Source organism: Streptantibioticus silvisoli (genome assembly GCF_027947535.2).
Lineage (GTDB): Bacteria > Actinomycetota > Actinomycetes > Streptomycetales > Streptomycetaceae > Streptantibioticus_C > Streptantibioticus_C silvisoli.
Genome location: NZ_JAAGKO020000018.1, coordinates 1 through 22,602, shown reverse-complemented (window position 1 = coordinate 22,602; position 22,602 = coordinate 1). Strand labels below are relative to the sequence as shown.

Below are 22,602 nucleotides of genomic sequence, written 5' to 3'. Positions count from 1 at the left end.
GGTAGCCTTAGGGCACAACGACGCGGGGTGGAGCAGCTCGGTAGCTCGCTGGGCTCATAACCCAGAGGTCGCAGGTTCAAATCCTGTCCCCGCTACTGAATACAGGAAGACCCGGAATCCGTAACGGACTCCGGGTCTTCCTGCGTGCGCCGGTGTTCCGCGGATGCTGATGTTCGGGAAGAACGCGCTGACGTACCGCGGGCGCTGACGCTGCGCCAGGCCGTCCGGCGGCGTCGTGCGGGGGCGTCGTGCGGTGCGGTCGTGGCCTCGTGCGGTGCGGCCGTACGGGACCACCCCACGCGCCGGCTTCGGGGCACCGGTCTCACGAGCCTTCAGGTGCCCGCGCCTTCCGCTTCGCCGCGTCCGGCTCAGGTGTCCCGCGTCCACGGAGTGCCTGCGTCCGTTCCAGGTGTCGGCGCGTCGGCCTCGGATGCGCGCGTCGGCTTCGGGTGTCCGGGCGCGGGTTTCGGTGCGCGATCCGGCTTCAGGCGTCCGCCCGTCGGTCTCGGATGCGCGCGCCGGCTTCATGGGGCGCGCGCGACGGTTCCCCGGACGGCCGCGCGGTGGACTCCGGGAGGTGCGGGCGCGTCGGTGCGGCGGTCGGCGGGGGCGGTGCGGGGGGCGGTGCCGGGGTCGGGGCGGTGGTCGGCGCGGGGGCTGGCGCAGTGGCCGTTCTCACGGCAACCCGGAGCGGTGCGCGGTGCGTCAACTCAGGTATGTGGTCGGCGCGCACGTGTCATGTGGCGGATGCGCGTTGACATCCGCGTTGTGGGGGTAGGTCCCCAGCGTCGTGGTTTGCAGTGTCGTCGTGTCGGGAAGTCGACAAAGCGCTGTAGTGACCTCGCGGGCTGCGATATACCAGGATGTACACCGGTTGCGGGTGGTGCGACGATGAACCACATGGGGGATGGTGCGAAATTTCGGGAAGCTCGCCCGCCTGACGGGGGTGCGAGCATGACGGTCCTGACGCAGGCGCCGGTCGGCGCCGGGGCGCTCGACGACGACGTCCTGACGGCCCGGGAGGACGCCGAGCTGGAGGCGCGCTACCGGCGTGCCGCCGACACCGGCGACACCGCGGCGCAGAGCATGGCGGGCACGCTGCTGCTGCGAAGAGGGGACCTCGACACGGCGGAGACCTACCTGCGGGCCGCCACCGCGGCCGGCGACCGGGCCGCCGCCAACAACCTCGGCGTCCTGATGCACCAGCGCGGTCTGGCCGACGAGGCGGCCGGCTGGTGGCGGATCGCCGCCGTCGCCGGCAGTGCCTCGGCCGCGCACGCCCTGGGACGCCACCACCGCGAACGCGGCGACGCGCCCGCCGCCGAGTACTGGCTGCGGCAGGCCGCCGCCTGCGGCCACGTGCCCGGCGCCTACGCGCTCGCCGACCTGCTGGAGCAGCACCGCGACCCGGACGCCGAACGCTGGTACCGGGCCGCCGCCGAGCACGGCCACCGCGAGGCCACCCACCGGGTCGCCCTGCTGTGCGAGGACCGCGGCCGCGACGCCGAGGCCGAGCAGTGGTACCGCCAGGCCGCCGCCCGCGGTCACGGCGGCGCCGCGCTGCGCCTCGGCAGCCTGCTGGAGGACCGCGGCGAGGCCAAGGAGGCCGGCCGCTGGTACCTGACCGCCGCCCGGGCCGGCGACGCGCGCGCCGCCTGCGCGCTGGGCTTCCTGCTGCGCGACGCCGGCGACACCGAGGGCGCCGCCGAGTGGTGGCGCCGCGCCGCCGAGGACGGTGACGGCCAGGCCGCCAACGCCCTCGGCGCGCTGCACGCCCAGAACGGCGAGACCCAGACGGCGGAGCGCTGGTACCGCGCCGCGCTGGCCGCCGGCGACGACAACGGCGCCTACAACCTCGGCCTGCTGTGCGCCGCCCGCGGCCGGGCCGCCCAGGCCGAGCAGTGGTACCGGCGCGCGGCCTACGCCGGGCACCGCGAGGCCGCCAACGCGCTGGCGGTGCTGCTGCTCCAGCACGACGACCCGGCCGGCGCGGAGCCGTGGTTCTCCAAGGCCGCCGAGGCCGGCAGCGTGGACGCCGCGTTCAACCTCGGCATCCTGTGCGCCGGGCGCGGCGACCCGACCGCCTCCCGGCGCTGGTACGAGCGGGCGGCGGCCGCCGGGCACACCGAGGCCGCGCTCCAGGTCGCCATGGCGTTGCAGAAGGACGGCGACGCCCAGGGCGCCGAGACGCATCTGCGGTGCGCGGCCGGCGGCGGCAACGCGGACGCCGCCTTCCGGCTCGGCGCGGTCCTCGACCAGGACGCCGCCGAGTGCGAGGAGTGGTACGAGCGGGCCGCCCGGCTCGGGCACCGCAGGGCGCAGATCCGGCTGGGCATGCGGGCCGCCGAACGCGGTGATTCGGTCGACGCCGCCCGCTGGTACCGGCTGGCCGCCGAGGCCGGCAGCCGCAACGGCGCGTTCAACCTCGGCCTGCTGCTGGCCCGCGAGGGCAGCGAGCCGGAGGCGGCGGTGTGGTGGCGGCGGGCCGCCGACGCGGGCCACGGCCGGGCCGCGCTGCGGCTCGCGCTGATCGCCGCCCGGCGCGGCGCGCTGGACGACGCCCGGCACTGGTGCGACCGCGCCGTGGAGAGCGGCCCCGACGAGGTCTCCGAACGCGCGGCCCGGCTGGCCGACGCGCTGCGCGAGGAGCTGTCCGCGTGACCGGTGCGGTGACCCGCACCGGTGACCCCGGCCGGTGACCCCGGCCCTGACGCCCGCCGACCCCGGTCGGTGGTTCCGGCGGGTGGCCCCGCCGCGGTCCGGAGGGGGCGGGCGGGAACGGATTTGCCGGGTGGGGAACGGGTCGTCTAGAGTAAAGGCACAACGACGCGGGGTGGAGCAGCTCGGTAGCTCGCTGGGCTCATAACCCAGAGGTCGCAGGTTCAAATCCTGTCCCCGCTACTGAAGACGAGAGGCCCGGAACGAAAGTTCCGGGCCTCTCGTGTTGTCGCCGTCCGGTGTTCGCCCCCGGTGCACGCCGGCCGCCTCCGCACCGGCGCCGGGACCGCCCCCTCCCCGCGAAAGCACAGCCGCAGCCGACGCGTCCCGCGTCGCGCACGGGAGCGGAAACCGGAACCGGAGCGGGCTCAACTCCCGCTGTCGTGACCGCCGTTACCCGATTCGGCCTGGCGCAGCAGTGCCTCGGTGGCGGCGTCGAAGTACGGGCTGTAGGAGATGGCGTCCTCGTGCGGCGTGCCGTCCGGAGGGCCGCCGCCGTTGAAACCGCCGATGAGGCCGACCAGCCGGCCGGTGCGGGACCCGGGGGACAGCAGCACCCACGGGGCGCCGGAGACGCCGGCCGTGTAACCGCCGCAGTGCATCTCGCGGTACGCGCGGTGGGCCGGCGACTGATAGGTCGGCAGCGTGCAGGTCAGCTGCCGGTTGCCGGGGTCGCCGGACTCGGGGTAGCCGGTGGTCGTCACCCCGAGCAGGTGGAACGGCTGGTCGACGGTGAGGGTGTCGGCGCCGGCCGCCGACTCGATGGCGCGCCCGTCGGACCGGCCGACCCGCAGGAACGCGTAGTCGTAGTCCTCGTCGTGCCCCTCGGCGGTGTAGCGCGGGTCGATCCACACGTGGTCGACCTGCCACGAGCCGTAGGGGCGCGAGCCGCCCGACAGCCCCGGCACCACCGTCGTACCGGTGAGGTAGGAGCCGCTGGCGTACACGCAGTGCGCGGCCGTCATCACCAGGTCGCCGCCCGTGCTGTGCACCACGCTGCCGCTGCAGTACGGCGATCCGCCGGACGCCAGCAGCCGGACCACCGCCGGATAGGCGCGGGAGGCGGTCAGGAAGGTGCCCTCGCGGGACCAGTCGGGCGGCGGGGTGGGACCGGCCGGTGAGGCCGAACGGCCCGCGGGGTGGCGGCTCTCGGCCAGCGTGAGCATCCGCGGCCCGTAGCCGGCGAACGCGGCGATCAGCAGGATGCCGGCCCCCGCCGTGATGGCCGTCCGCAACCGGCCTCGACCGCTTCGGCGCACCAGGACCCTCCGTCGTCTCGTCACCACCGCCGGGAATGGGCGACCCCGCACCGACCGCACGTCAACAATACGCACAGGCCGGGACACTGAACCAGCCTTGAGTAGAGGGGCGGTAAGGCGTGGGCAAAGGCGAGCGAACTTGCTTGGTGTGAAGGCCACGCTAGGTGATCCTTGACCCGGGAACGGCACGAAAGGCGGCGGGGCGCGTTGTTGCGCAAGAAGCGGGCACGAACGGTGCTGCGTCGCCGGGAGGTGTATCCGCAGGCGGTGGACAGCGGTCGGTGGCGACCGCTGTGCCGGGCGGCGGAGACCGGCCGCAGGGTGGCCGCGGACGTCCTGCTGGACGAACTGCGCGGCGTCCTGGAACGCGGCACGGCCGAGGACCGCAAGATCGCCCTGGACGAACTGCTGCTGGCCGGGCCCCGGTTGTGGCTCTCCCTCGACCGGTACGCCCGGGCCGGCACCGCGCGCCGCGCCGCCGGCGGCCGGGCCGAGCCCGCGCGGGCGCTGCCGCCGGACGCGGACCCGCTGCGGCTGGTGCTGGCCTCCTTCGACGCCGACGGTCGGCTGCGGCAGGCCGCGGTGGAACGCCTGGCCCGGCGCAGTGGCCGGTTCGCGGTGGCCGCGCTGGCGCTGCGCACCGACGACTGGGTGCCGGCGGTGCGCGACCCGGCCCGGGCGGCGTTGCTGGCGCACGTCGCGCCGGACGAGGCGGCCTCGGCGGTCCGGCTGCTGTCGCGGCTCGGCGCCCGCAGCCGCTCCGGCGGGGTGCTGGAGGAGTACCGGGCGGTGCTGCGCGAGCCCGAACGGCGGCGCACCGTACGCCGGTTGGCCGCCGAACCCGACCCGCACGCCCGGCGATTCGGCATGGGGCTCGCGCTGGAACTCGGTGAGTACGTGCGCGGTGACCTGGCCCGCGCCGCGCTGCACGACCGCGACCAGGAGTGCCGGCGGCTGTGCGCGCGGCAGTTGCTCGACCTCGACCCGGACCAGGCCGGCCGGCTGATGTGGGCGCGTTCCGCGGCGGTGCGGGAGCTGGCGGTGGCGGCGCTGCCCGACGACGTGCCGGCGGTGCGGCTGGTGGCGCCGCTGGCGGACCGCTCCCGGCTGGTGCGGGCGCAGGCGCGGTGGAAGCTGTACAAGCGCGGGGAGCCGCCGGTCGACGTCTACCGCAGGCAGTTGCGCCGGTGCGGCCGCAGCACGCATCCGCGGCTGGTGGCCGGGCTCGCGGCGGGCCTGGGGGAGTGCGGCGACGTCTCCGACCTGCCGGCGCTCGCGGTGCTGGCCCGCGACGACAGCTGGCCGGCGGTGGCCCGGCGGGCGGCGGTACGGGCCATCGGCCTGCTGGCGGCCGGCACCGCGCCGCGATCGGGGCCGGAGCGCGGTGCGGCGGTGACCGGTACGGACGGCGGCGCGGCGGCCGGCGCGCTGGCGGAGCTGGTCGGCGATCCGGTGCCGAGCGTGGCCCGTGAGGCGCTGGACGCGCTGGCGGTGACCTGGACGGCGACGCCCGCCGTGCTGGCCTGCGCCGTGCGCCGCCCGGAACCGGCGGTGTGGCGGGCGGCTCTGCGGGCGTCCCGGACGCTGGAGTACTTCGACCGCCTGGAGTTGCTGCTCGGCGCGGCCGCCGACGCCCGGCCCGAGGTGGCCGCCCGGGCCTGCGAGGCGCTGTGCGAGTGGCGGCGCCTGCGGTGGTCCGGCGGCAGCGTCGAGCCGGACCGGGTGGAACGGCTCGGCACCCGGCTGCGCGGGGCGGGACTGGCCGAGGACCAGCACGCACCGCTGGACTTCCTGCTGCGCGCGCTGGGCCGCCGCCGCTGAGCCGTTGCCGTTGAGCCGGCGCCGCCGCTGAGTCGTTGCCGCTGGGCTGCCGCCGCTGAGCCGGCCGGGGTGACGGCCGCCTGAGCCGGCCGGGGTGACGGGGCCGGCGCCGCTGCGTCGCCCCCCGCCGGGGACCGGCGTCGGCGTGCCACCGCAGGCCGACGGGCCGCCGTACGCCGGCGCGTCGCGACACGCCAACGCCCGTGCGGACGCCCCGTGTTACGCCGCCGTCGCGCAGTCCGGGCAGAGGCCGCGGTAGGTGACCTCGACGTCGGAGACGGTGAAGCCGAACCGTTCCGTCGCGGGCAGGGCGGCCAAGGGGTCGCCGGCCGGGTGGACGTCGCGGATCACGCCGCAGCGTGAGCAGACCAGGTGCTGGTGCGGCTGGTGGGCGTTGGGGTCGTAGCGCTTGGCACGGCCGTCGGTGGCGACCTCGATGACCTCGCCGAGCGAGACGAGTTCGCCCAGGGTGTTGTAGACCGTCGCGCGGGAGATCTCCGGCAGCCGTCCGGCCGCGCGGGCGTGCACCTCGTCGGCGGTCAGGTGGACGTGGGCGGCGCCGTCACCGTCGAGAACCTCGGCGACGACCCGGCGTTGCGCGGTCATGCGCCAGCCGCGTCCGCGCAGTCGTTCCAGCAGGTCACTCATGCCCACCAGCCTAACAGCGGGGCGGGCCAGTCCCGACCGGGTATCGGTCTCGCACGGTTCTTGACTTAGACAATGTCTATTGTAGGATCAAATCCGGAGCCGGCCGGGGTGGTCGGACCCACCCGGGGGATCGGACGAGACCGAGGAGACGACGTGACGCTTCAGGAGCCGGGCCCGCTCACCACCGAGGCGGGAGCCCCGGTCGCGGACAACCAGAACAGTGAGACGGCGGGGGCCGGCGGGCCGGTGCTGGTCCAGGACCAGTCGCTGCTGGAGAAGCTGGCGCACTTCAACCGGGAGCGCATCCCCGAGCGCGTCGTGCACGCCCGCGGCGCCGGCGCCTACGGCACGTTCACCCTCACCGCGGACGTCTCGCGCTGGACCCGGGCGAGGTTCCTGTCCGAGGTCGGCAAGCGGACCGAGACCTTCCTGCGGTTCTCCACGGTGGCCGGCAACCTCGGCTCGGCGGACGCGGTGCGCGATCCGCGCGGGTTCGCGCTGAAGTTCTACACCGAGGACGGCAACTACGACCTCGTCGGCAACAACACCCCGGTGTTCTTCATCAAGGACGCCGTCAAGTTCCCCGACTTCATCCACACCCAGAAGCGCGACCCGTACACCGGCTCGCAGGAGGCGGACAACGTCTGGGACTTCTGGGGGCTGAGCCCGGAGTCGACCCACCAGGTCACCTGGCTGTTCGGCGACCGCGGCATCCCGGCCTCCTACCGGCACCTGAACGGGTACGGCTCGCACACGTACCAGTGGAACAACGAGGCCGGCGAGGTCTTCTGGGTCAAGTACCACTTCAAGACCGACCAGGGCATCAGGAACCTGACCACCGAGGAGGCCCTCCAGGTCTCCGGCATGGACCCCGACTCCCACCAGCGCGACCTGCGCGAGGCCATCGAGCGCGGCGACTTCCCCAGCTGGACCGTGCAGGTGCAGATCATGCCGGCCGCGGACGCCGCCGCCTACCGGTTCAACCCGTTCGACCTGACGAAGGTCTGGCCGCACGCGGACTACCCGCCGGTCGAGATCGGCACGCTGGAGCTGAACCGCAACCCGGAGAACATCTTCGCCGAGGTCGAGCAGTCGATCTTCTCCCCGGCGCACTTCGTGCCCGGCATCGGCCCGTCGCCCGACAAGATGCTCCAGGGCCGGCTGTTCGCCTACGGCGACGCCCACCGCTACCGGGTCGGCGTCAACGGCGACCACCTGCCGGTCAACCGGCCGCACGCCGCCGAGGCGCGCACCTACGGCCGGGACGGCGCGCTGTACGACGGCCGCCACGGCCGGGCGCGCAACTACGAGCCGAACAGCTTCGGCGGTCCGGCCGAGACCGGCCGCCCGCTGTGGCAGCCGCTGCCGGTCACCGGTGCCACGGGTGCGAGCCAGGCGCCGGTCCACGCCGAGGACGACGACTTCACGCAGGCCGGCGACCTCTACCGGATGCTGTCCGAGCAGGAGAAGGCCCGCCTGATCGCCAACCTGGCCGGCTTCATCGCCAAGGTCTCCCGCACCGCCATCGCCGAGCGGGCGGTCGCCAACTTCCGCCGCGCGGACCCCGACTACGGCAAGCGTCTGGAGGCCGCCGTCCAGGCCCTGCGCGGCTGACGGACGCCTGCCGTACCACCGCGGAGGCCGCGACCCGACCGGGTCGCGGCCTCCCGGCTGCCCCTCCGCGATCCGGCCCCCGCGGGCGGCGCGCCGCGGCCGGGCGGACCGCCTCCGCTGCCGCCCTCACCGTGGACCGGTCGGACCGTCGCCGCCTGCCGCCGGAACCCGCCGGCCGCCGAACCCCCTGCCTGCCGCCGAACCCCGCCGGCCCGTCAGACCATGGCCGCCTGCTGCGGGGTCGCGGTGCGCCGGGCGCGGGTCCAGCAGCGGATGATGTCGCGCACCGAGACCAGGCCGACCGGCTCGCGGCCGTCGAGTACCACCAGGTGCCGGAACCCGCCGCGCACCATGGCCGCCGCCGCGTCGTCCAGCGTCCACTGCGGCGCGGCGAAGACCACGTCGGTGGTGGTGTGCGCGCCGACCGTCTCCCGGCCGGGGTCCAGGCCGCGGCCGACCGCGTCCAGCACGTCGCGTTCGGTCAGTATCCCCAGGCCCCGGTCCGGATCGAGGACCACCGCGGAACCGATCCGGCGCAGCGACATCAGCTCCGCCGCCTGCCGCAGGGTGTGGGCGGGACCGATGGTCAGGATTCGGGTGCTCATCGCATCGCGGACCAGCATGGGATACCCCTTGAGAGAAACTTCACAAGCGCACAAGCTTGCCTGTCTCCATGGTCACACGCCCGCAAAACGGGACACAAGGGGGCGTGCGGGGTGCGCAGGGGGCGCGCGTCATCCCACGGACGCGCCGCTCACCCCTGGACGGGCTCCGCGGCCGTACCGTCCGCGTGAACCGCGCCGGCCCCGTCGGAGGTGTCGCCCACGCCGGCCCCGCCGGCCCCCGTGGCCCCGGCGGACCCGTCGGCCCGGGCCGGTCCCGCGGCCAGTTGCCGCAGCAGGTCGTCGTGGAGCAGGCCGTTGGACGCGGCCGCGTTGCCGCCGTAGGGGCCCGGGATGCCGGACAGGTCGGTGAAGCGGCCGCCGGCCTCGCGGACCACGACCGACGGCGCGGCCATGTCCCACAGGCTCAGGTCCGGCTCCGCGGCCAGGTCCACCGAGCCCTCGGCGACCATCATGTACGACCAGAAGTCGCCGTAGGCCCGGGTCCGCCAGGTCGACCGGGTCAGCTCCAGGAAGCCGTCGAGCATCCCGCGCTCCTGCCAGCCGGACAGCGAGGAGTACGAGAACGACGCGTCCGCCAGCCGGTCCACCCCGGAGACCCGCATCCGGGAGGCCGACGTCAGGCTGCGGCCGGTGAAGGCGCCGGTGCCCTTCGACGCCCACCAGCGCCGCCCGAGCGCCGGCGCCGACACCAGGCCGACCACCCCGTCGTCGCCGTCCGTGCCGCCCTCGCCGGCCACGGCCAGCGCGATCAGGGTGGCCCACACCGGTACGCCGCGCACGTAGTTCTTGGTGCCGTCGATCGGGTCGATGATCCAGCGCCGGTTGCTGGCGCCCTGGCTGCCGAACTCCTCGCCGAGCACCGCGTCGCGCGGCCGGGCCCGGGACAGCTGGGCGCGGATCAGCTCCTCGGCCGCCTTGTCCGCCTCGCTGACCGGGGTCAGGTCCGGCTTGGTCTCGACCTTCAGGTCGAGCGCCTTGAACCGCTCCATGGTCACGGCGTCGGCGGCGTCGGCCAGGACGTGGGCGAGGCGCAGGTCGTCGGTAAAGTCGGTCATGCCGGAACAGTAGCGTCCGCTCCGGCCGCCCTGACGTCTCCCGCGCGCCGCCGGGCCCGGTCACCACGCGGGCGGTCCCCTCTGCCGGGCGGCCGGGCCGCGTCGGCGCGGGCCGGCCGCGTCACCTCGCGGCCCGGCCCGCCGCCGTCACTTCTGCCAGCCGACCTTGGTCCAGTCGGTGTCGGCCAGGCCGGAGGCGCCGTAGTTGGCCAGGCCCTTGCGCACCGCCTCGATCTGCGGGCGCTGGTACAGCTCGATGGAGTGGCCCAGCTTCCACAGCTGGACGTCGACCTGGTTGTACAGCGCAACGGCCTTGGCCGGGTCGGTGGTGGCCTGCGCCTGGTCCAGCAGCGCGTCGATCTGCGGCGAGCCGACCGAGCCGAAGTTCTGGTAGAGGTTGTCGCCCTTGGGCTGCTGGAAGACCGGGTGCAGCTCGGAGGGGAACAGCTCGTCGACGTTGCGGAAGCTGGCCAGGTCGAAGTCGCCGACGTTGATGTACTTGTTGAAGAAGTCGTTGGCGGGCACCTTGTCGATGTCGACCTTGATACCGACCTGCCCCAGCATCTGCTGGACCAGCTGCGACTGGTCGACGCTGGCCTGGTTGCTGCCCTCGCTGAGCGGATAGGCCAGCTCCAGCGGCTTGCCGTCCTTGGTGCGCGGCTTGCCGGCGCCGTTGTCCTTCCAGCCGGCCGCGTCCAGCAGCTTCGCCGCCGCCTTCGGGTCGTACGTCCCGTAGATCCCGGAGTTGTCCCGGTAGCCCTTCTGGTTGGGCATGTAGAAGTGGTTGCCCAGCTCGTTGACCCGGTAGGGGATGCCGGAGCCGTAGGCGTCGGTGATCGCGCGGCGGTTGACCGCCATCTCCACCGCCTGGCGCACCCGGACGTCCTTGAGCGGGCCGCGGCCGCCGTTGAGGGTGATGTGCACCTCGTCCCAGCGCGACCCGGTCTCGATCACCGCGTTCTTGTCCTTCACCAACTGCTGGTAGTCCTCCGGCAGTTCGGCGGGGGCGAGGTCGATCTCCTTGTTGAGGAACGCCTGGGTGAGCGTGTCGATGTCCAGCACCCGGTAGATGACCTGGCTCAGCACCGGCTTGGGCCCCCACCACTTCGGGTCCGGCACCAGGGTGATCGTCTGGTCGGTCTTGTCGTAGTCGCCGACCTTGAACGGCCCCGCGCTGACCGGCACGTGGTCCACCCAGCCGTTGTTGAACTCGGCCGGGGTGGAGTAGGCGGAGGCCGGGAACAGCGGGTTGAACAGCCGCTTCCAGTCCGCGTAGGCATGGGTGAACGTCACCTTCGCCTGCTGGTCGTTCGCGCCGCGCACCACCGAGCCGATCTGGTCGTAGCCGGTCGGGTCGGCGCCCTGGAACGCGTGGTCGGTGCCGTTGAGCGCCTTCCACTGCGCCTGGAAGTCCCGCCAGCTCAGCTGCTTGCCGTCCGACCAGCGGGCCTTGGGGTTCAGGGTGTAGGTGACGACCTGCGGCGAGGTGGAGGTCACCTTCGCCGACAGCAGGTAGTTGGGGTCGGGCTGCTCGACGCCGTGCGCGTCGGCCAGGAACAGCGTCGGCTCGACCTGGGCGGTGATCGACGCCGCGTCACCCTGCGCGCCGTCGGCGGTGTTGGAGTTGTACTGGCTGATCCACTGGTCGATCGAGACCTTCAGCGTGCCGCCCTGCCGCAGGGCGCTCACCGGCTGGGCGTTGACCTCGGAGGTGCCCACCGACGGGGCCTGCTTCTTGGCCGCCGGCTTGCCGGACGGCCCGCAGGCCGTCATCACCAGCGAGGCCGTCAAGGTGGCCGCGATGGCGAGGACCGTGGTTCGGCGCATGGTGGGGATTCCTTCGGTGGGCTGGGCTGGGGCCTTCTCACGACGGGCTCGACGACGGTAGAACCAGTTCCGCGCGGAAGCGAGTTGAATCCGAGCATTGTCATGGGCTCTTCACAATGCCGCAATAGGGCGAGATCATCCTGGGTGTCATACCCTCCCAGGGGCGCACCGGCCGACCGAACGCGCCGTACGCCCCGGGGTGCCCGATCCCGACCGGGAGGATACGAGGAACCGTGCTGGCCTACCTGGCCAAGCGGCTCGGCTACTACGCCGTGCTGCTGGTGGTCGCCGTCTTCCTGTCCTACGTGCTGGCCTCGCTGGCCCTGGACCCGCGCGCCTACTTCGCCGGACGCCAGCCGCCGATCTCCCCGATCGCCGTCGACCAGCACCTGACCGCGCTCGGCATCAACGACCACCAGCCGCTGCTGGGCCGCTTCGGCCACTGGGCGGACCGCGCGGTCCTGCACGGCGACCTGGGCCGCACCATCGACGACGAGCCGGTGAACGCCGAGTTCGCCCGCCGCCTGGGGGTGAGCCTGCGGCTGCTGCTCATCGGCACCGTGCTCGGCACCGGCCTGGGCGTGCTGGCCGGCGCGTGGACCGCGGTACGGCAGTACAAGCTCTCCGACCGGGTGGTCACCCTCGCGTCGTTCGCCCTGCTGTCCACCCCGGTCTTCCTGCTCGCGGTGCTGCTCAAGACCGGCGCGATCTGGTTCAACACCACCACCGGCACCGACGTCATCCAGTTCACCGGCGAGGCCACCCCCGGACTGAGCGGCGGCCTGTGGGCCATCCTGCGCGACCGCGGCGTGCACCTGCTGCTGCCCACCATCTCCGTCGCGCTGTTCGCCATCGCCTCCTACAGCCGCTACCAGCGCTCCACCATGCTCGACGTCCTCGGCTCTGACTACCTGCGCACCGCCCGCGCCAAGGGACTGCGCCGGCACACCGCGCTGCTGCGGCACGGACTGCGCACCGCGCTCATCCCGATGTCGACCTACTTCTCCTACGGCTTCCTCGCCCTGTTCACCGGCGCCACCTTCACCGAGACGATCTTCGGCTGGCACGGGATGGGCGAGTGGTTCATCTCCTCCATCAACAAGAACGACGTCAACTCCGTCGTCGCCGTCAACATCTTCGCCGCCGTGGTGGTGCTGGCCTCCGGCTTCCTCGCCGACCTGCTCAACGCCGCGCTCGACCCCCGCGTCCGGCACGCGTGAGGAGCCAGGCATGACCACCGCAGTCGTCGCCGACCTCGACACCGCCCCCCTCGACCTGGCCGCCGCCCGCCCGGCCGGCCGCGCCGCCGTCGTCCTGCGCCGGTTCGTCCGCAACCGCGGCGCGCTGGCCGGCGCCGTCGTGCTGGTGCTGCTGTTCCTGCTGGCCTTTGTCGGCCCGCTGCTGACGCACTGGAGCTACGACTCCATCGACTACACCGCGCTGCGCCAGGCACCGTCGGCCCGGCACTGGTGGGGCACCAACGGCATCGGCCAGGACATCTTCGCCCAGACCGTGCACGGTTTGCAGAAGTCGCTGCTCATCGGGCTGCTGGTGGCGGTCTTCTCCACCGCGGTGGCCGCGCTGGTCGGCGCCTGCGCCGGGTACTTCGGCGGCTGGCCGGACCGCCTGCTGATGTTCGCCGTCGACCTGCTGCTGGTCTTCCCCAGCTTCCTGGTCATCGCCATCATCTCGCCCCGGCTGAAGGACGGCGGCTGGTTCGCGTTCGTCGGCCTGCTCGCCGCCTTCGCCTGGATGATCACCGCCCGGGTGGTGCGCTCCATGACGCTGTCGCTGCGCGAACGGGAGTTCGTGCGCGCCGCCCGGTTCATGGGCGTGGGGCCGTTCCGCGTCATCTGGCGGCACATCCTGCCCAACGTCGCCTCGTTCCTGATCATCGACGCCACCATCGCGGTCGGCGGCGCGGTGATGAGCGAGACCGCCCTGTCCTACTTCGGCTTCGGCATCCAGCCGCCGGACGTCTCGCTGGGCACGCTGATCGCCGACGGCACCACGTCGGCCGTCACCTACCCGTGGATGTTCTTCTTCGCCGCCGGCCTGCTCGTCGTCTTCGTGCTCGCCGTCAACCTGGTCGGCGACGGACTGCGCGACGCCATCGACCCCACCGCCCGCCGCCGCGCCCGCCGGCGCCGCACCGGCCCCCGGCGCCCGGTCGCCGGCCAGGGAGGACCCCGATGACCACCGCACGGCAGCGGCCCGCCACCGCACCGGCGCCCACCGGGACGGCGGCCGCGCTGACCATCCGCGACCTGCGCGTCGCCTTCGACGACGTACCGGCCGTGCGCGGCGTCGACCTGACCCTGCGGCGCGGCGAGGTGCTCGGCCTGGTCGGCGAGTCCGGCTCCGGCAAGTCGTCGGTGGCGCTGGCCGCCCTCGGCCTGCTCCCCGGGTACGCGCGGGTCGGCGGCTCGGTCGTACTGGGCGCCACGCCGGGCGGGGACGCCGCCGTCGAGCTGATCGGCGCCGGCGACGCCACGCTGTCGCGGGTGCGCGGCGACCGCGTCGCGATGGTCTTCCAGGACCCGCTGTCGGCGTTCACCCCGGTCTACCGGATCGGCGACCAGATCGCCGAGGCGGTCCGCGCCCACCGCGACGTGACCCGCGACGCCGCCAGGGAACGCGCCGTCGAACTGCTCGACCTGGTCGGCATCCCCGAACCCCGCTCCCGGGCCGCCTCCTTCCCGCACGAGTTCTCCGGCGGCATGCGGCAGCGTGCGATGATCGCGATGGCCATCGCCAACGACCCGGACGTCATCGTCGCCGACGAGCCGACCACCGCGCTCGACGTCACCATCCAGGCCCAGGTCCTCGACGTGCTGCGCACCGCCCGCCGCGAGACCGGCGCCGCGCTGCTGCTGGTCAGCCACGACCTCGGCGTCATCGCCGGCACCGCCGACCGGGTCGCCGTCATGTACGCCGGCCGCATCGTCGAGAACGCCCCCGTCGACGACCTGTTCACCGGCCCCCGCATGCCGTACACGCTGGCACTCATCGGCGCGGTGCCGAGACTGGACGGGGAGGAGACGGCGGCGGGGGGTGAGGTGGACGGGGGTGCGGCGGCTGAGGGTGCGGTGGCTGGCGGTGCGGTTGCTGGCGGTGCGGTGGCTGACGCCGAGATGGCTGGCGGTGAGGTGGCTGGCGGTGCGGTGGCTGAGGGTGCGGTTGCTGGCGGTGCGGTGGCTGACGCCGAGATGGCTGGCGGTGAGGTTGTTGGCGGTGCGGTGGCCGGCGGTGCGGTGGCCGGCGGTGAGAAGGCTGACGATCGGATCATCGCACCGGCCGCCCCGCCCGCCTCAACTTCCCCCGCCTCAACTTCCCCCGCCTCAACTTCCCCCGCTTCAACTTCCCCCGCCTCAACTTCCCCCGCCCCGGCCTCCCGTCGGCGCGCCCTCGTCCCCATCCCCGGCTCGCCCCCCTCGCCCGGCGCGCTGCCGCCCGGCTGCCCGTTCGGGCCGCGGTGCCCGCTGGTGCGGGACGCGTGCCGGGCCACGGAACCCCCGCTGACGCAGGTCGGGCCGGAGCACGCGGCGGCGTGTGTCGCGGCCGGGGAACTGGTCGGCGCCGCCCCCGCCGACGTCTTCCCGGTGCCCGACCTGCCGCCCACCGCGCCGGCCGGCCGGCGTGCCGACCGCGATCCGGTGCTGCGGGTCGACGGGCTGGTCAAGACGTTCCCGCTGATGAAGGGCGCCGCGTTCAAGCGCCGGGTGGGCAGCGTCCACGCGGTCGACGGCGTCGACCTCGACATCCGCCGCGGCGAGACGCTGGCGCTGGTGGGGGAGTCCGGCTCGGGCAAGTCCACCGCGCTGTTCGAGATCATGGGCATGGCCGCGCCCGAGGGCGGCACGGTGGAGCTGCTGGGCACCTCGGTGGCCGCGTTGACGAAACGCCAGGTCAAGCAGGTGCGCGGCCGGGTGCAGATCGTCTTCCAGGACCCGATGGCCAGCCTCGACCCGCGCATGACGGTCGGCGACATCATCGGCGAACCGCTGCGCGCCCAGGGCGCCGACCGGGCGGCCACCGCCCGCCGGGTGCCGGAACTGCTGCGCCAGGTCGGCCTGGAGGCCGCGCATGCCGAACGCTTTCCGCACGAGTTCTCCGGCGGCCAGCGGCAGCGGATCGGCATCGCGCGGGCGCTGTCGGTCGAACCGGACCTGCTGGTGCTGGACGAGCCGGTCTCCGCGCTGGACGTGTCGGTGCAGGCCGGAGTGCTCAACCTGCTCCAGGGACTGAAGGCGCGGCTGGGCCTGGCCTACCTGTTCGTCTCGCACGACCTGTCCGTGGTGCGGAACATCGCCGACCGGGTCAGCGTCGTCTACCTGGGCCGCACCGTCGAGGCCGGCGAGGTCGCCGAGGTCTTCGAACGCCCCCGGCACCCGTACACCCAGGCGCTGCTGTCCGCCGTGCCGCTGCCCGACCCGGCCGCCGAACGCCGCCGTACCCCCGTCCTGCTGACCGGCGACCCGCCGAGCCCGACGGTGCGGCACACCGGTTGCCGGTTCCGCGGCCGCTGCCCGGTGTACGCGGTGCTCGACGGCGGCGAACGGCAGGTCTGCGAGACCGAGGCACCGGCGCTGCGGCCGCACGCCGAGGACCACGTGGCGGCCTGTCACTTCCCGCGGGCGCGGGACGTCATCGCAGGATGAGCTTGAACCCGATGTGGGTCGCCTCGAACCCGAGCTTCTCGTAGAAGCGGTGGGCGTCGAGCCGGCTCACGTCGGAGGTCAGCTGCACCAGCAGGCAGCCGTGCTCGCGGGCCCGGTCCACGCACCAGGCGATCAGCTGCGACCCCAGGCCGCTGCCGCGCGCCGCCTCGCTGATCCGGACCGCCTCGATCTGCGCCCGGGTGCCGCCCTGCCGGGCCAGCCCCGCGATGTACGTCAGCTGCGCGGTGCCGATCAGCTCGCCGTCGCGGGCCGCCACCACCAGGCACTGCTGCGGATCGGCGTCGATCACGGCGAACGCCGCCCGGTACGGGCCCTGGTCCGCCGGGTTCTCCCGCGCCGCACCCAGTTCGTCGTCGGCGAGCATGGCCACGATGCCCGCGATGTCGTCGGCCGTGGCCCGGCGGATGGTGATGTCGTCGGTGACGGTGTCGGTCATGCGTCCATCCCACCACACCGCCCGACCCCGCCCCGGGGACGCCGTGCGGGCGGCGGTTCAGTGCTCGGCGCCGGACAGCGGCAGCCCGATCACGCCGGCGATCACCAGGAGGATGGAAAGGATCTTCAGCGTGTTGACGGTGTCACTGAGGAACACCATGCCGTAGACGGCGGTGCCGGTGGCGCCGATCCCGGTCCACACCGCGTACGCCGGGCCCACGTCGAGCTTGCGCAACGACAGAGTCAGCAGCCCGAAACTGCCCAGGGCGAACGCCGCGAACGCGACCGTCGGCCACAGCCGGGTGAAGCCGTGACTGAGCTTCAGGCACACCGCGAACCCGGTCTCCAGCAGCCCGGCGACAATGACCATCAGCCACGCCATGAACAACCTCCCGAACGGACCCGGCCGAGCGCGGGGCGTCCGCGTTCAACGTTCTGCGTTCATCGTTCCGCGTTCATCGTTTCGCGGTTCATCGGTTCGTCAGTTCTGCGTTTCACGGTGCTTCGTGCGGTGTACCGCGTGCTGCGTACGGCGTCCTTCGTGCGGTGTACGGCGTGATGCGTGCGGCGTTCTTCGTGCGGTGTACCGCGGTGCCGCGTTCATCGTTCTACGGTTACAGGTGATCATCACACAGAGGCCGGCGGCCGGCCGGAATCTCGGGCCCGCCGGTCAGTCGCCCTCGCGCCGCTCGCGGGTCGACAGCAGCCGCCGCAACGAGTACAGCCGCTGCGGGTCCGCGTGCCCGGCCGCCACCCAGGCGTCCAGCGCGCAGTCCGGCTCGTCGTGGCTGCACGCCCGCGGGCACTCCTCGGTGCCCGGCTCCAGGTCGGGGAAGGCCCGGATCACCCGGGAGGCGTCCACATGGTGCAGCCCGAACGACCGCACCCCCGGGGTGTCGATGACCCAGCCACCGCGCTCGTCCGGCAACGGCAGCGCCAGCGCCGACGTGGTGGTGTGCCGCCCGCGCCCGGTCACCGCGTTGACGTGCCCGGTGGCCCGCATGTGCGCCGGCACCAGCGCGTTGACCAGCGTCGTCTTGCCGACCCCTGAGTGCCCCACGCACGCGGTGATCCGCCCGGCCAGCCGGCCGCGCACCTCCTCCAGCGCGCTGTCGGTCAGCTCCTCGCGGCTGGTCACCACGTACGCCACGCCCAGCGTCGCGTACGTCTCCAGCAGCGGCCCGGCCGGCGCCAGGTCCGCCTTCGTCAGCACCAGCAACGGCTCCAGGCCGGCGTCGAAGGCGGCCACCATGCAGCGGTCGATCAGCCGGGGCCGCGGCTCGGGATCGGCCAGCGCCGTGACGATCGCCAACTGGTCGGCGTTGGCCACCACCACGCGCTCGTACGGGTCGTCGTCGTCCGCGGTGCGCCGCAGCACCGAGGTGCGCTCCCGCACCCGCACGATCCGCGCCAGGGTGTCCTTCGTGCCGGTCAGGTCGCCGACGATGTCGACCTGGTCGCCCACCGCGATGCCCTTGCGGCCCAGCTCACGGGCCTTCATCGCGGTGATCTGCCGGTCACCGATCAGGCACGTCACCCGGCCGCGGTCCACGGTGAGCACGAAGCCCTCCGCCGCGTCCTCGTGCTTGGGGCGGGTGTGCGTGCGCGGACGGCTGCCCTTGCGTCCCGGGCGGACCCGCACGTCGTCCTCGTCAGCGTCCTTGCCGTAGCGCCGCATGGCGGGGGATCAGGCTCCCGTTCCGGCGAGCATCGCGGTCCACAGCCCGGGGAAGTCCGGCAGCGTCTTGCCGGTGGTCTCCACGTTCTCCACCTCGACGCCGCCGACCACCAGGCCCAGCACCGCCGCGGCGGTCGCCAGCCGGTGGTCCTCGTAGGTGCGGAAGACGCCGCCGACCATCGGGCGCGGCCGGATGTCCAGGCCGTCCTCGGTCTCGCGCACGTCACTGCCGAGTTCGTTCAGCTCCTTGGCCAGCGCCGCCAGCCGGTCGGTCTCGTGCAGCCGCAGGTGCCCGATGCCGCGCAGTCGCGACGGCGTGTCGGCCAGCGCGGCCACCGCCGCGATCACCGGCGCCAGCTCGCCCACCTCGTGCAGGTCCGCGTCGATCCCGGTGATCCGCCCGGTGCCGGTGAAGGTCAGACCCCGCTCGTCCAGCACGCAGGCACCGCCCATCCGGGTGAAGATCTCCCGCAGCGCGTCGCCGGGCTGCGTGGTGTGCTCCGGCCAGTCGGTGACCGTCACCCGCCCGCCGGTCACCAGTGCCGCCGCCAGGAACGGAGCCGCGTTCGACAGGTCCGGCTCCACGGTCAGGTCCCGGCCCAGCAGCGCGCTCGGCGCCACCCGCCACACGTTCGCCTCGCCGCCGCCCTCCGGCGAGTCGACCTGCGCGCCGGCCGCCCGCAGCATGTCCACCGTCATCCGGATGTGCGGCAGCGACGGCAGGGAACGGCCGGTGTGCCGCAGCTCGACGCCCTGGTTGAACCGCGGCGCCGACAGCAGCAGCGCGCTGACGAACTGCGACGAGGAGGAGGCGTCCACCTCCACCGGACCGCCGGTCAGCGAACCGCCGCCGTGGACGGTCAGCGGCAGCGCGCCGCGCCCCTCGTCGTCGATCCGCGCCCCCAGCGCCCGCAGTCCGGCGATGACACCGCCGAGCGGGCGCTCGTGGCTGCGCGGGTCCCCGTCGAACGTCACCTCACCGTCGGCCAGCGCGGCCACCGGCGGCAGGAACCTCATCACGGTGCCGGCGTTGCCCACGTCGACCGCCGCGGGACCGCGCAGCCCGGACGGGATCACCCGCCACGCCTCACCGCCCGCGGGGTCGGCCGTCTCCTCGATGCCGACGCCCAGCGTGCGCAGCGCGTCGGCCATCAGCACGGTGTCGCGGCTGCGCAGCGGACGGCGCAGCCAGCCCGGCTCCGCGGCCAGGGCGGCGAGGATCAGGGCGCGGTTGGTGACCGACTTCGACCCGGGCACGGTGACGGTCGCGTCCACCGGACCGGAGGCGGTCGGGGCGGGCCAGTGCGCGGTGTCCGCGAGATGATCGGTCATGCTCCCAACTCTAGTGTGTGCGCCAACCGGTAATACGTACTGATCGCGCCGAAATCGTGACGTATCACGTGCCGAAACGCCGGTGGCCGCCCGCGGGAACGCCTGCGGTCACCCACCCGTGGGGCGCGCGGGCGATCGGTCGGGCAAGTTCGTCAGGTGATCGGCCGGGCGATCAGGACGTCGCCCCCAGCAGGAACCTGGCGCCGCCGATCAGCGAGCACAGGGCCACCGCGTAGAACAGCACCAGCCACATCGCGGCCGGCACGTGGGTCAGCCGGGCCAGCTGGTCGGCGTCGGAGTCCGGCGCCCCGCCGTGCCGCCGCTTGCGCTGGAGCTCGAAGACCGGCCGCACCCCGCCCGCCAGCAGGAACCACACCACCAGGTAGCCGAACGCGGCCTGCACCCGGGCGTCCGCCAGCCACGACACCAGCAGGAACGCGCCGCCCGCCACGACCACCGTCAGCAGTCCGTACGCGTTGCGGATCATCAGCAGCATCGCCAGCAGCAGCACGACCGCGCCCCACAGCAGCGCCGTGATGTGCCCGGCCGACAGCAGCCAGGCGCCGGCCAGTCCGATGAGCGGCGGCGCGGTGTACCCGGCAGCGGCCGTCAGCACCATGCCGACGCCGTGCGGCTTGCCCCGCGAGACGGTCAGCCCCGAGGTGTCGGAGTGCAGCCTGATGCCCTGAAGACGCCGGCCGCTGACCACCGCCACCAGTCCGTGGCCGCCCTCGTGCGCGATGGTCACCGCGTTGCGCGTGACGTGCCACAGGCCGCGGGGCAGCACCGCGGCCAACGCCACCGCCGCGCACACCCACACCAGCCACACCGGCGGCGCGGCCTGCGTGCCGACGACCCGGTCCCACACCTGCGTGATGTTCTGGAAGTCCATGGTTCTCCTGCAACGTGCGGCACCGCGTTCTGGTGCCGAGACGCGTGGCGGCGTGGCAGGGTTGCACTCATGTGCGGGCGATATTCAGCGAGCCGGAAACCCGAGGACCTCGTCGAGACGTTCGGGGTCACCCGATGGGATCCCACCGAGGCCATCGACGCGGACTGGAACGTGGCACCCACCAAGCCCGTCTACGCCGTCCTCGACCGCCCCGACAAGCACGCCGAGTCCAACGAGCCGGTGCGCCAACTGCGGGTCCTGCGCTGGGGCCTGGTGCCGTCGTGGGCCAAGAACCCGCAGGGCGCCGCCAAGATGATCAACGCCCGCGCCGAGACCGTGCACGAGAAGCCCAGTTACCGCCGCCCGTTCGTCGCCCGGCGCTGCCTGCTGCCGGCCGACGGGTACTTCGAGTGGGTGACCGGCCAGGACGAGCGCCGCCTGGAGGAGGAGGGCCGGCGCAAGCGGCCGCGCAAGCAGCCCTACTTCGTCACGCCCGCCGACGGATCGGTGATGGCGATGGCCGGGCTGTACGAGTTCTGGCGCGACCGCACACTGCCCGAGGACCACCCCGGTGCCTGGTGGGCGACGTGCACGGTGATCACCACCGAGGCGGAGACCGCGCCGCTGGCGTCCGGCGCCGCCGAGCAGGAGGGCGACGGCCCCGCCTCGCTGTCCGACATACACCCCCGCATGCCGCTGATGCTCACCCCGGACCGCTGGGACGACTGGTTGAACCCCGCGCACACCGACCCCGACGAGCTGCGCGACCTGCTCACCCCGCCGCCGGCCGGCTCGGTCCGCGCCTACCCGGTGGCCACCTCCGTCAGCGACGTGCGCAACAACGGCGCCGACCTGCTCGCCCCGCTGCCCGCACCGGAGGAGGCGACGCTGTTCTGAACGCGCACGGGAGCGGGAACCGGAACGGGAACGCAGAGGTGAACGAGAACGGCGGCCGGAACGGGAACGCGGGCGGAAGCGTCGCGGCGGGCACCGACCCGAAGGCGAACGTCACCGAGACCGTGTCCACCCCGGTCGGCGACGCCCGGATCACCTGGCACCACGCGCCGCGACGGCCCCGGGCGGTCGTCGCGCTGGGGCACGGCGCCGGCGGTGGCATCGACGCCCGCGACCTGGTGGCGCTGGCCGCCGTGCTGCCGGCCCGCGGCTGCACCGTGGCGCTGGTCGAACAGCCGTGGCGGGTGGCAGGCCGGAAGATCGCGCCGGCCCCCAGGACGCTGGACGCCGCCTGGAGCGCGCTGTGGCCCTCGCTGACCGCGCCCGGCCTGCCCGTGGTGGCCGGCGGCCGCAGCGCCGGCGCCCGGGTCGCCTGCCGGACGGCGGCCGGGCTGGGGGCGGTCGCGGTGCTCGCGCTGTCCTTCCCGCTGCACCCGCCCGGCCGCCCGGAGGCGTCCCGCGCCGGTGAGCTGACGGCCGCCGCGGACCTGCTGCCGGTGCTGGTCGTCCAGGGCGGCCGGGACCCCTTCGGCCGCCCGGAGGAGTTCCCGGCCGCCCACCGCCCGGTCGAGGTGCCCGGCGGCGACCACGGCTTCGCGGTGCCGAAGCGCGCGCCCGTCGGCCAGACCGAGGCCCTCGCCCTGCTCACCGGCGCGGCGGCCGACTGGCTGGACCGCACGCTGCCGCCCGGCAGGTAGGGACCGCACCGGGAGCCCGCAGTTGCGGCGCCGACTCCGAGACCCCGGTGCTTCGGCCTGCGGTGCCGACTCCGACGCTCCGGTGCTTCGGCCTGCGGTGCCGACTCCGACGCTCCGGTGCTTCGGCCTGCGGTGCCGACTCCGACGCTCCGGTGCCTTTGCCTGCGGTGCCGACTCCGACGCCCCGGTGCCTCCGCCTGCGACGCCCCCTCCGACGCTTCCGCTGTCCTCTCCGATGCCCCGGCGCGCATCCGCCTCCGCCAGCGCCTCCGGTGCCGGATTCCCCGGTGCCCCCGCCTCCGACGCCCCCGGTGCCTCCCCGCGGCCCCCGGTGCCACCCCGCCGCCCCCCAAGTCCACCCTC

18 protein-coding genes and 2 tRNA genes are annotated in these 22,602 nt (G+C 74.0%); 10 read left to right on the top strand and 10 right to left on the bottom strand.

Annotation, left to right across the window (positions count from 1 at the left end; translation table 11 throughout):
• The first annotated feature begins 21 nt into the window (after positions 1-21).
• From POF43_RS14150 to POF43_RS14140, 3 genes are all read left to right on the top strand, one after another.
• A tRNA-Met gene (locus POF43_RS14150) sits at positions 22-95 on the top strand.
• Positions 96-954: 859 nt separating this feature from the next.
• Complete coding sequence (locus POF43_RS14145) at positions 955-2,661, top strand: tetratricopeptide repeat protein (protein ID WP_271323299.1); 1,707 nt, start codon at positions 955-957, stop codon at positions 2,659-2,661.
• Positions 2,662-2,827: 166 nt separating this feature from the next.
• Positions 2,828-2,901 (top strand) — tRNA-Met (locus tag POF43_RS14140).
• 185 nt (positions 2,902-3,086) lie between these two features.
• On the opposite strand, the gene POF43_RS14135 is transcribed toward POF43_RS14140, so the two are convergent.
• A complete protein-coding gene (locus POF43_RS14135; protein ID WP_282704578.1) occupies positions 3,087-3,953 on the bottom strand; it encodes a trypsin-like serine peptidase in 867 nt (288 codons plus the stop codon).
• A 258-nt stretch (positions 3,954-4,211) separates the two neighbouring features.
• Here POF43_RS14135 and POF43_RS14130 point away from each other — a divergent pair, with 258 nt between their 5' ends.
• Positions 4,212-5,798, top strand: a complete 1,587-nt coding sequence (locus tag POF43_RS14130; protein WP_271323301.1) for a hypothetical protein — start codon at positions 4,212-4,214, stop codon at positions 5,796-5,798.
• Positions 5,799-6,017: 219 nt separating this feature from the next.
• Here the strand turns inward: POF43_RS14130 and POF43_RS14125 are convergent, their stop codons facing one another.
• The gene (locus POF43_RS14125) at positions 6,018-6,446 is read right to left on the bottom strand and encodes a Fur family transcriptional regulator (protein ID WP_271317207.1); all 429 of its coding nucleotides are present in this window, start codon (positions 6,444-6,446) and stop codon (positions 6,018-6,020) included.
• A gap of 153 nt (positions 6,447-6,599) precedes the next feature.
• Between POF43_RS14125 and POF43_RS14120 the strand changes: the two genes are divergently transcribed.
• Positions 6,600-8,060 (top strand): catalase, encoded by a 1,461-nt coding sequence (locus POF43_RS14120; protein WP_271323302.1) that lies wholly within the window; start codon positions 6,600-6,602, stop codon positions 8,058-8,060.
• Between the two features lie 215 nt (positions 8,061-8,275).
• Here POF43_RS14120 and POF43_RS14115 read toward each other — a convergent pair whose 3' ends face one another.
• From POF43_RS14115 to POF43_RS14105, 3 genes are all read right to left on the bottom strand, one after another.
• The gene (locus tag POF43_RS14115) at positions 8,276-8,683 is read right to left on the bottom strand and encodes a CBS domain-containing protein (RefSeq protein WP_271316696.1); all 408 of its coding nucleotides are present in this window, start codon (positions 8,681-8,683) and stop codon (positions 8,276-8,278) included.
• Positions 8,684-8,814: 131 nt separating this feature from the next.
• On the bottom strand, positions 8,815-9,741 hold the full coding sequence (gene hisN, locus POF43_RS14110; RefSeq protein ID WP_271323303.1) for a histidinol-phosphatase: 927 nt from the start codon (positions 9,739-9,741) through the stop codon (positions 8,815-8,817).
• Between the two features lie 147 nt (positions 9,742-9,888).
• Positions 9,889-11,568: an ABC transporter family substrate-binding protein gene (locus POF43_RS14105; RefSeq protein ID WP_271316695.1), complete on the bottom strand. Its 1,680-nt coding sequence runs from the start codon at positions 11,566-11,568 to the stop codon at positions 9,889-9,891.
• 233 nt (positions 11,569-11,801) lie between these two features.
• Between POF43_RS14105 and POF43_RS14100 the strand changes: the two genes are divergently transcribed.
• From POF43_RS14100 to POF43_RS14090, 3 genes are read left to right on the top strand one after another with little or no spacing between them, the layout of a single operon-like run.
• Complete coding sequence (locus POF43_RS14100) at positions 11,802-12,788, top strand: ABC transporter permease (RefSeq protein WP_271316694.1); 987 nt, start codon at positions 11,802-11,804, stop codon at positions 12,786-12,788.
• Between the two features lie 10 nt (positions 12,789-12,798).
• Positions 12,799-13,764 carry an ABC transporter permease gene (locus tag POF43_RS14095; protein WP_271323304.1) on the top strand — a complete coding sequence of 322 codons (966 nt, stop codon included), beginning with the start codon at positions 12,799-12,801 and terminating at the stop codon, positions 13,762-13,764.
• Positions 13,761-16,229: a dipeptide ABC transporter ATP-binding protein gene (locus POF43_RS14090; RefSeq protein WP_282704577.1), complete on the top strand. Its 2,469-nt coding sequence runs from the start codon at positions 13,761-13,763 to the stop codon at positions 16,227-16,229. The genes POF43_RS14095 and POF43_RS14090 overlap by 4 nt, the downstream gene beginning before the upstream one ends.
• Here the strand turns inward: POF43_RS14090 and POF43_RS14085 are convergent.
• From POF43_RS14085 to POF43_RS14065, 5 genes are all read right to left on the bottom strand, one after another.
• Positions 16,216-16,686 carry a GNAT family N-acetyltransferase gene (locus POF43_RS14085; protein WP_271316359.1) on the bottom strand — a complete coding sequence of 157 codons (471 nt, stop codon included), beginning with the start codon at positions 16,684-16,686 and terminating at the stop codon, positions 16,216-16,218. The two genes, POF43_RS14090 and POF43_RS14085, sit on opposite strands and share 14 nt — an antisense overlap.
• A 57-nt stretch (positions 16,687-16,743) precedes the next feature.
• Positions 16,744-17,067, bottom strand: coding sequence for a DMT family transporter (locus POF43_RS14080; protein ID WP_271316360.1), 324 nt, complete (start codon positions 17,065-17,067; stop codon positions 16,744-16,746).
• A gap of 288 nt (positions 17,068-17,355) precedes the next feature.
• Entirely contained in the window at positions 17,356-18,363 is a 1,008-nt protein-coding gene (gene rsgA / locus POF43_RS14075; RefSeq protein ID WP_271316361.1) for a ribosome small subunit-dependent GTPase A, read from the bottom strand.
• Positions 18,364-18,372: 9 nt separating this feature from the next.
• On the bottom strand, positions 18,373-19,695 hold the full coding sequence (gene aroA, locus POF43_RS14070) for a 3-phosphoshikimate 1-carboxyvinyltransferase (protein WP_271316362.1): 1,323 nt from the start codon (positions 19,693-19,695) through the stop codon (positions 18,373-18,375).
• Between the two features lie 172 nt (positions 19,696-19,867).
• Complete coding sequence (locus POF43_RS14065; RefSeq protein ID WP_271316363.1) at positions 19,868-20,587, bottom strand: M50 family metallopeptidase; 720 nt, start codon at positions 20,585-20,587, stop codon at positions 19,868-19,870.
• A gap of 69 nt (positions 20,588-20,656) precedes the next feature.
• Between POF43_RS14065 and POF43_RS14060 the strand changes: the two genes are divergently transcribed.
• Both POF43_RS14060 and POF43_RS14055 read left to right on the top strand, forming a co-directional pair.
• Positions 20,657-21,484: an SOS response-associated peptidase gene (locus tag POF43_RS14060; protein WP_271324452.1), complete on the top strand. Its 828-nt coding sequence runs from the start codon at positions 20,657-20,659 to the stop codon at positions 21,482-21,484.
• Between the two features lie 122 nt (positions 21,485-21,606).
• Positions 21,607-22,239, top strand: coding sequence for an alpha/beta hydrolase family protein (locus POF43_RS14055; RefSeq protein WP_271324453.1), 633 nt, complete (start codon positions 21,607-21,609; stop codon positions 22,237-22,239).
• The last annotated feature ends 363 nt before the right edge of the window (positions 22,240-22,602 follow it).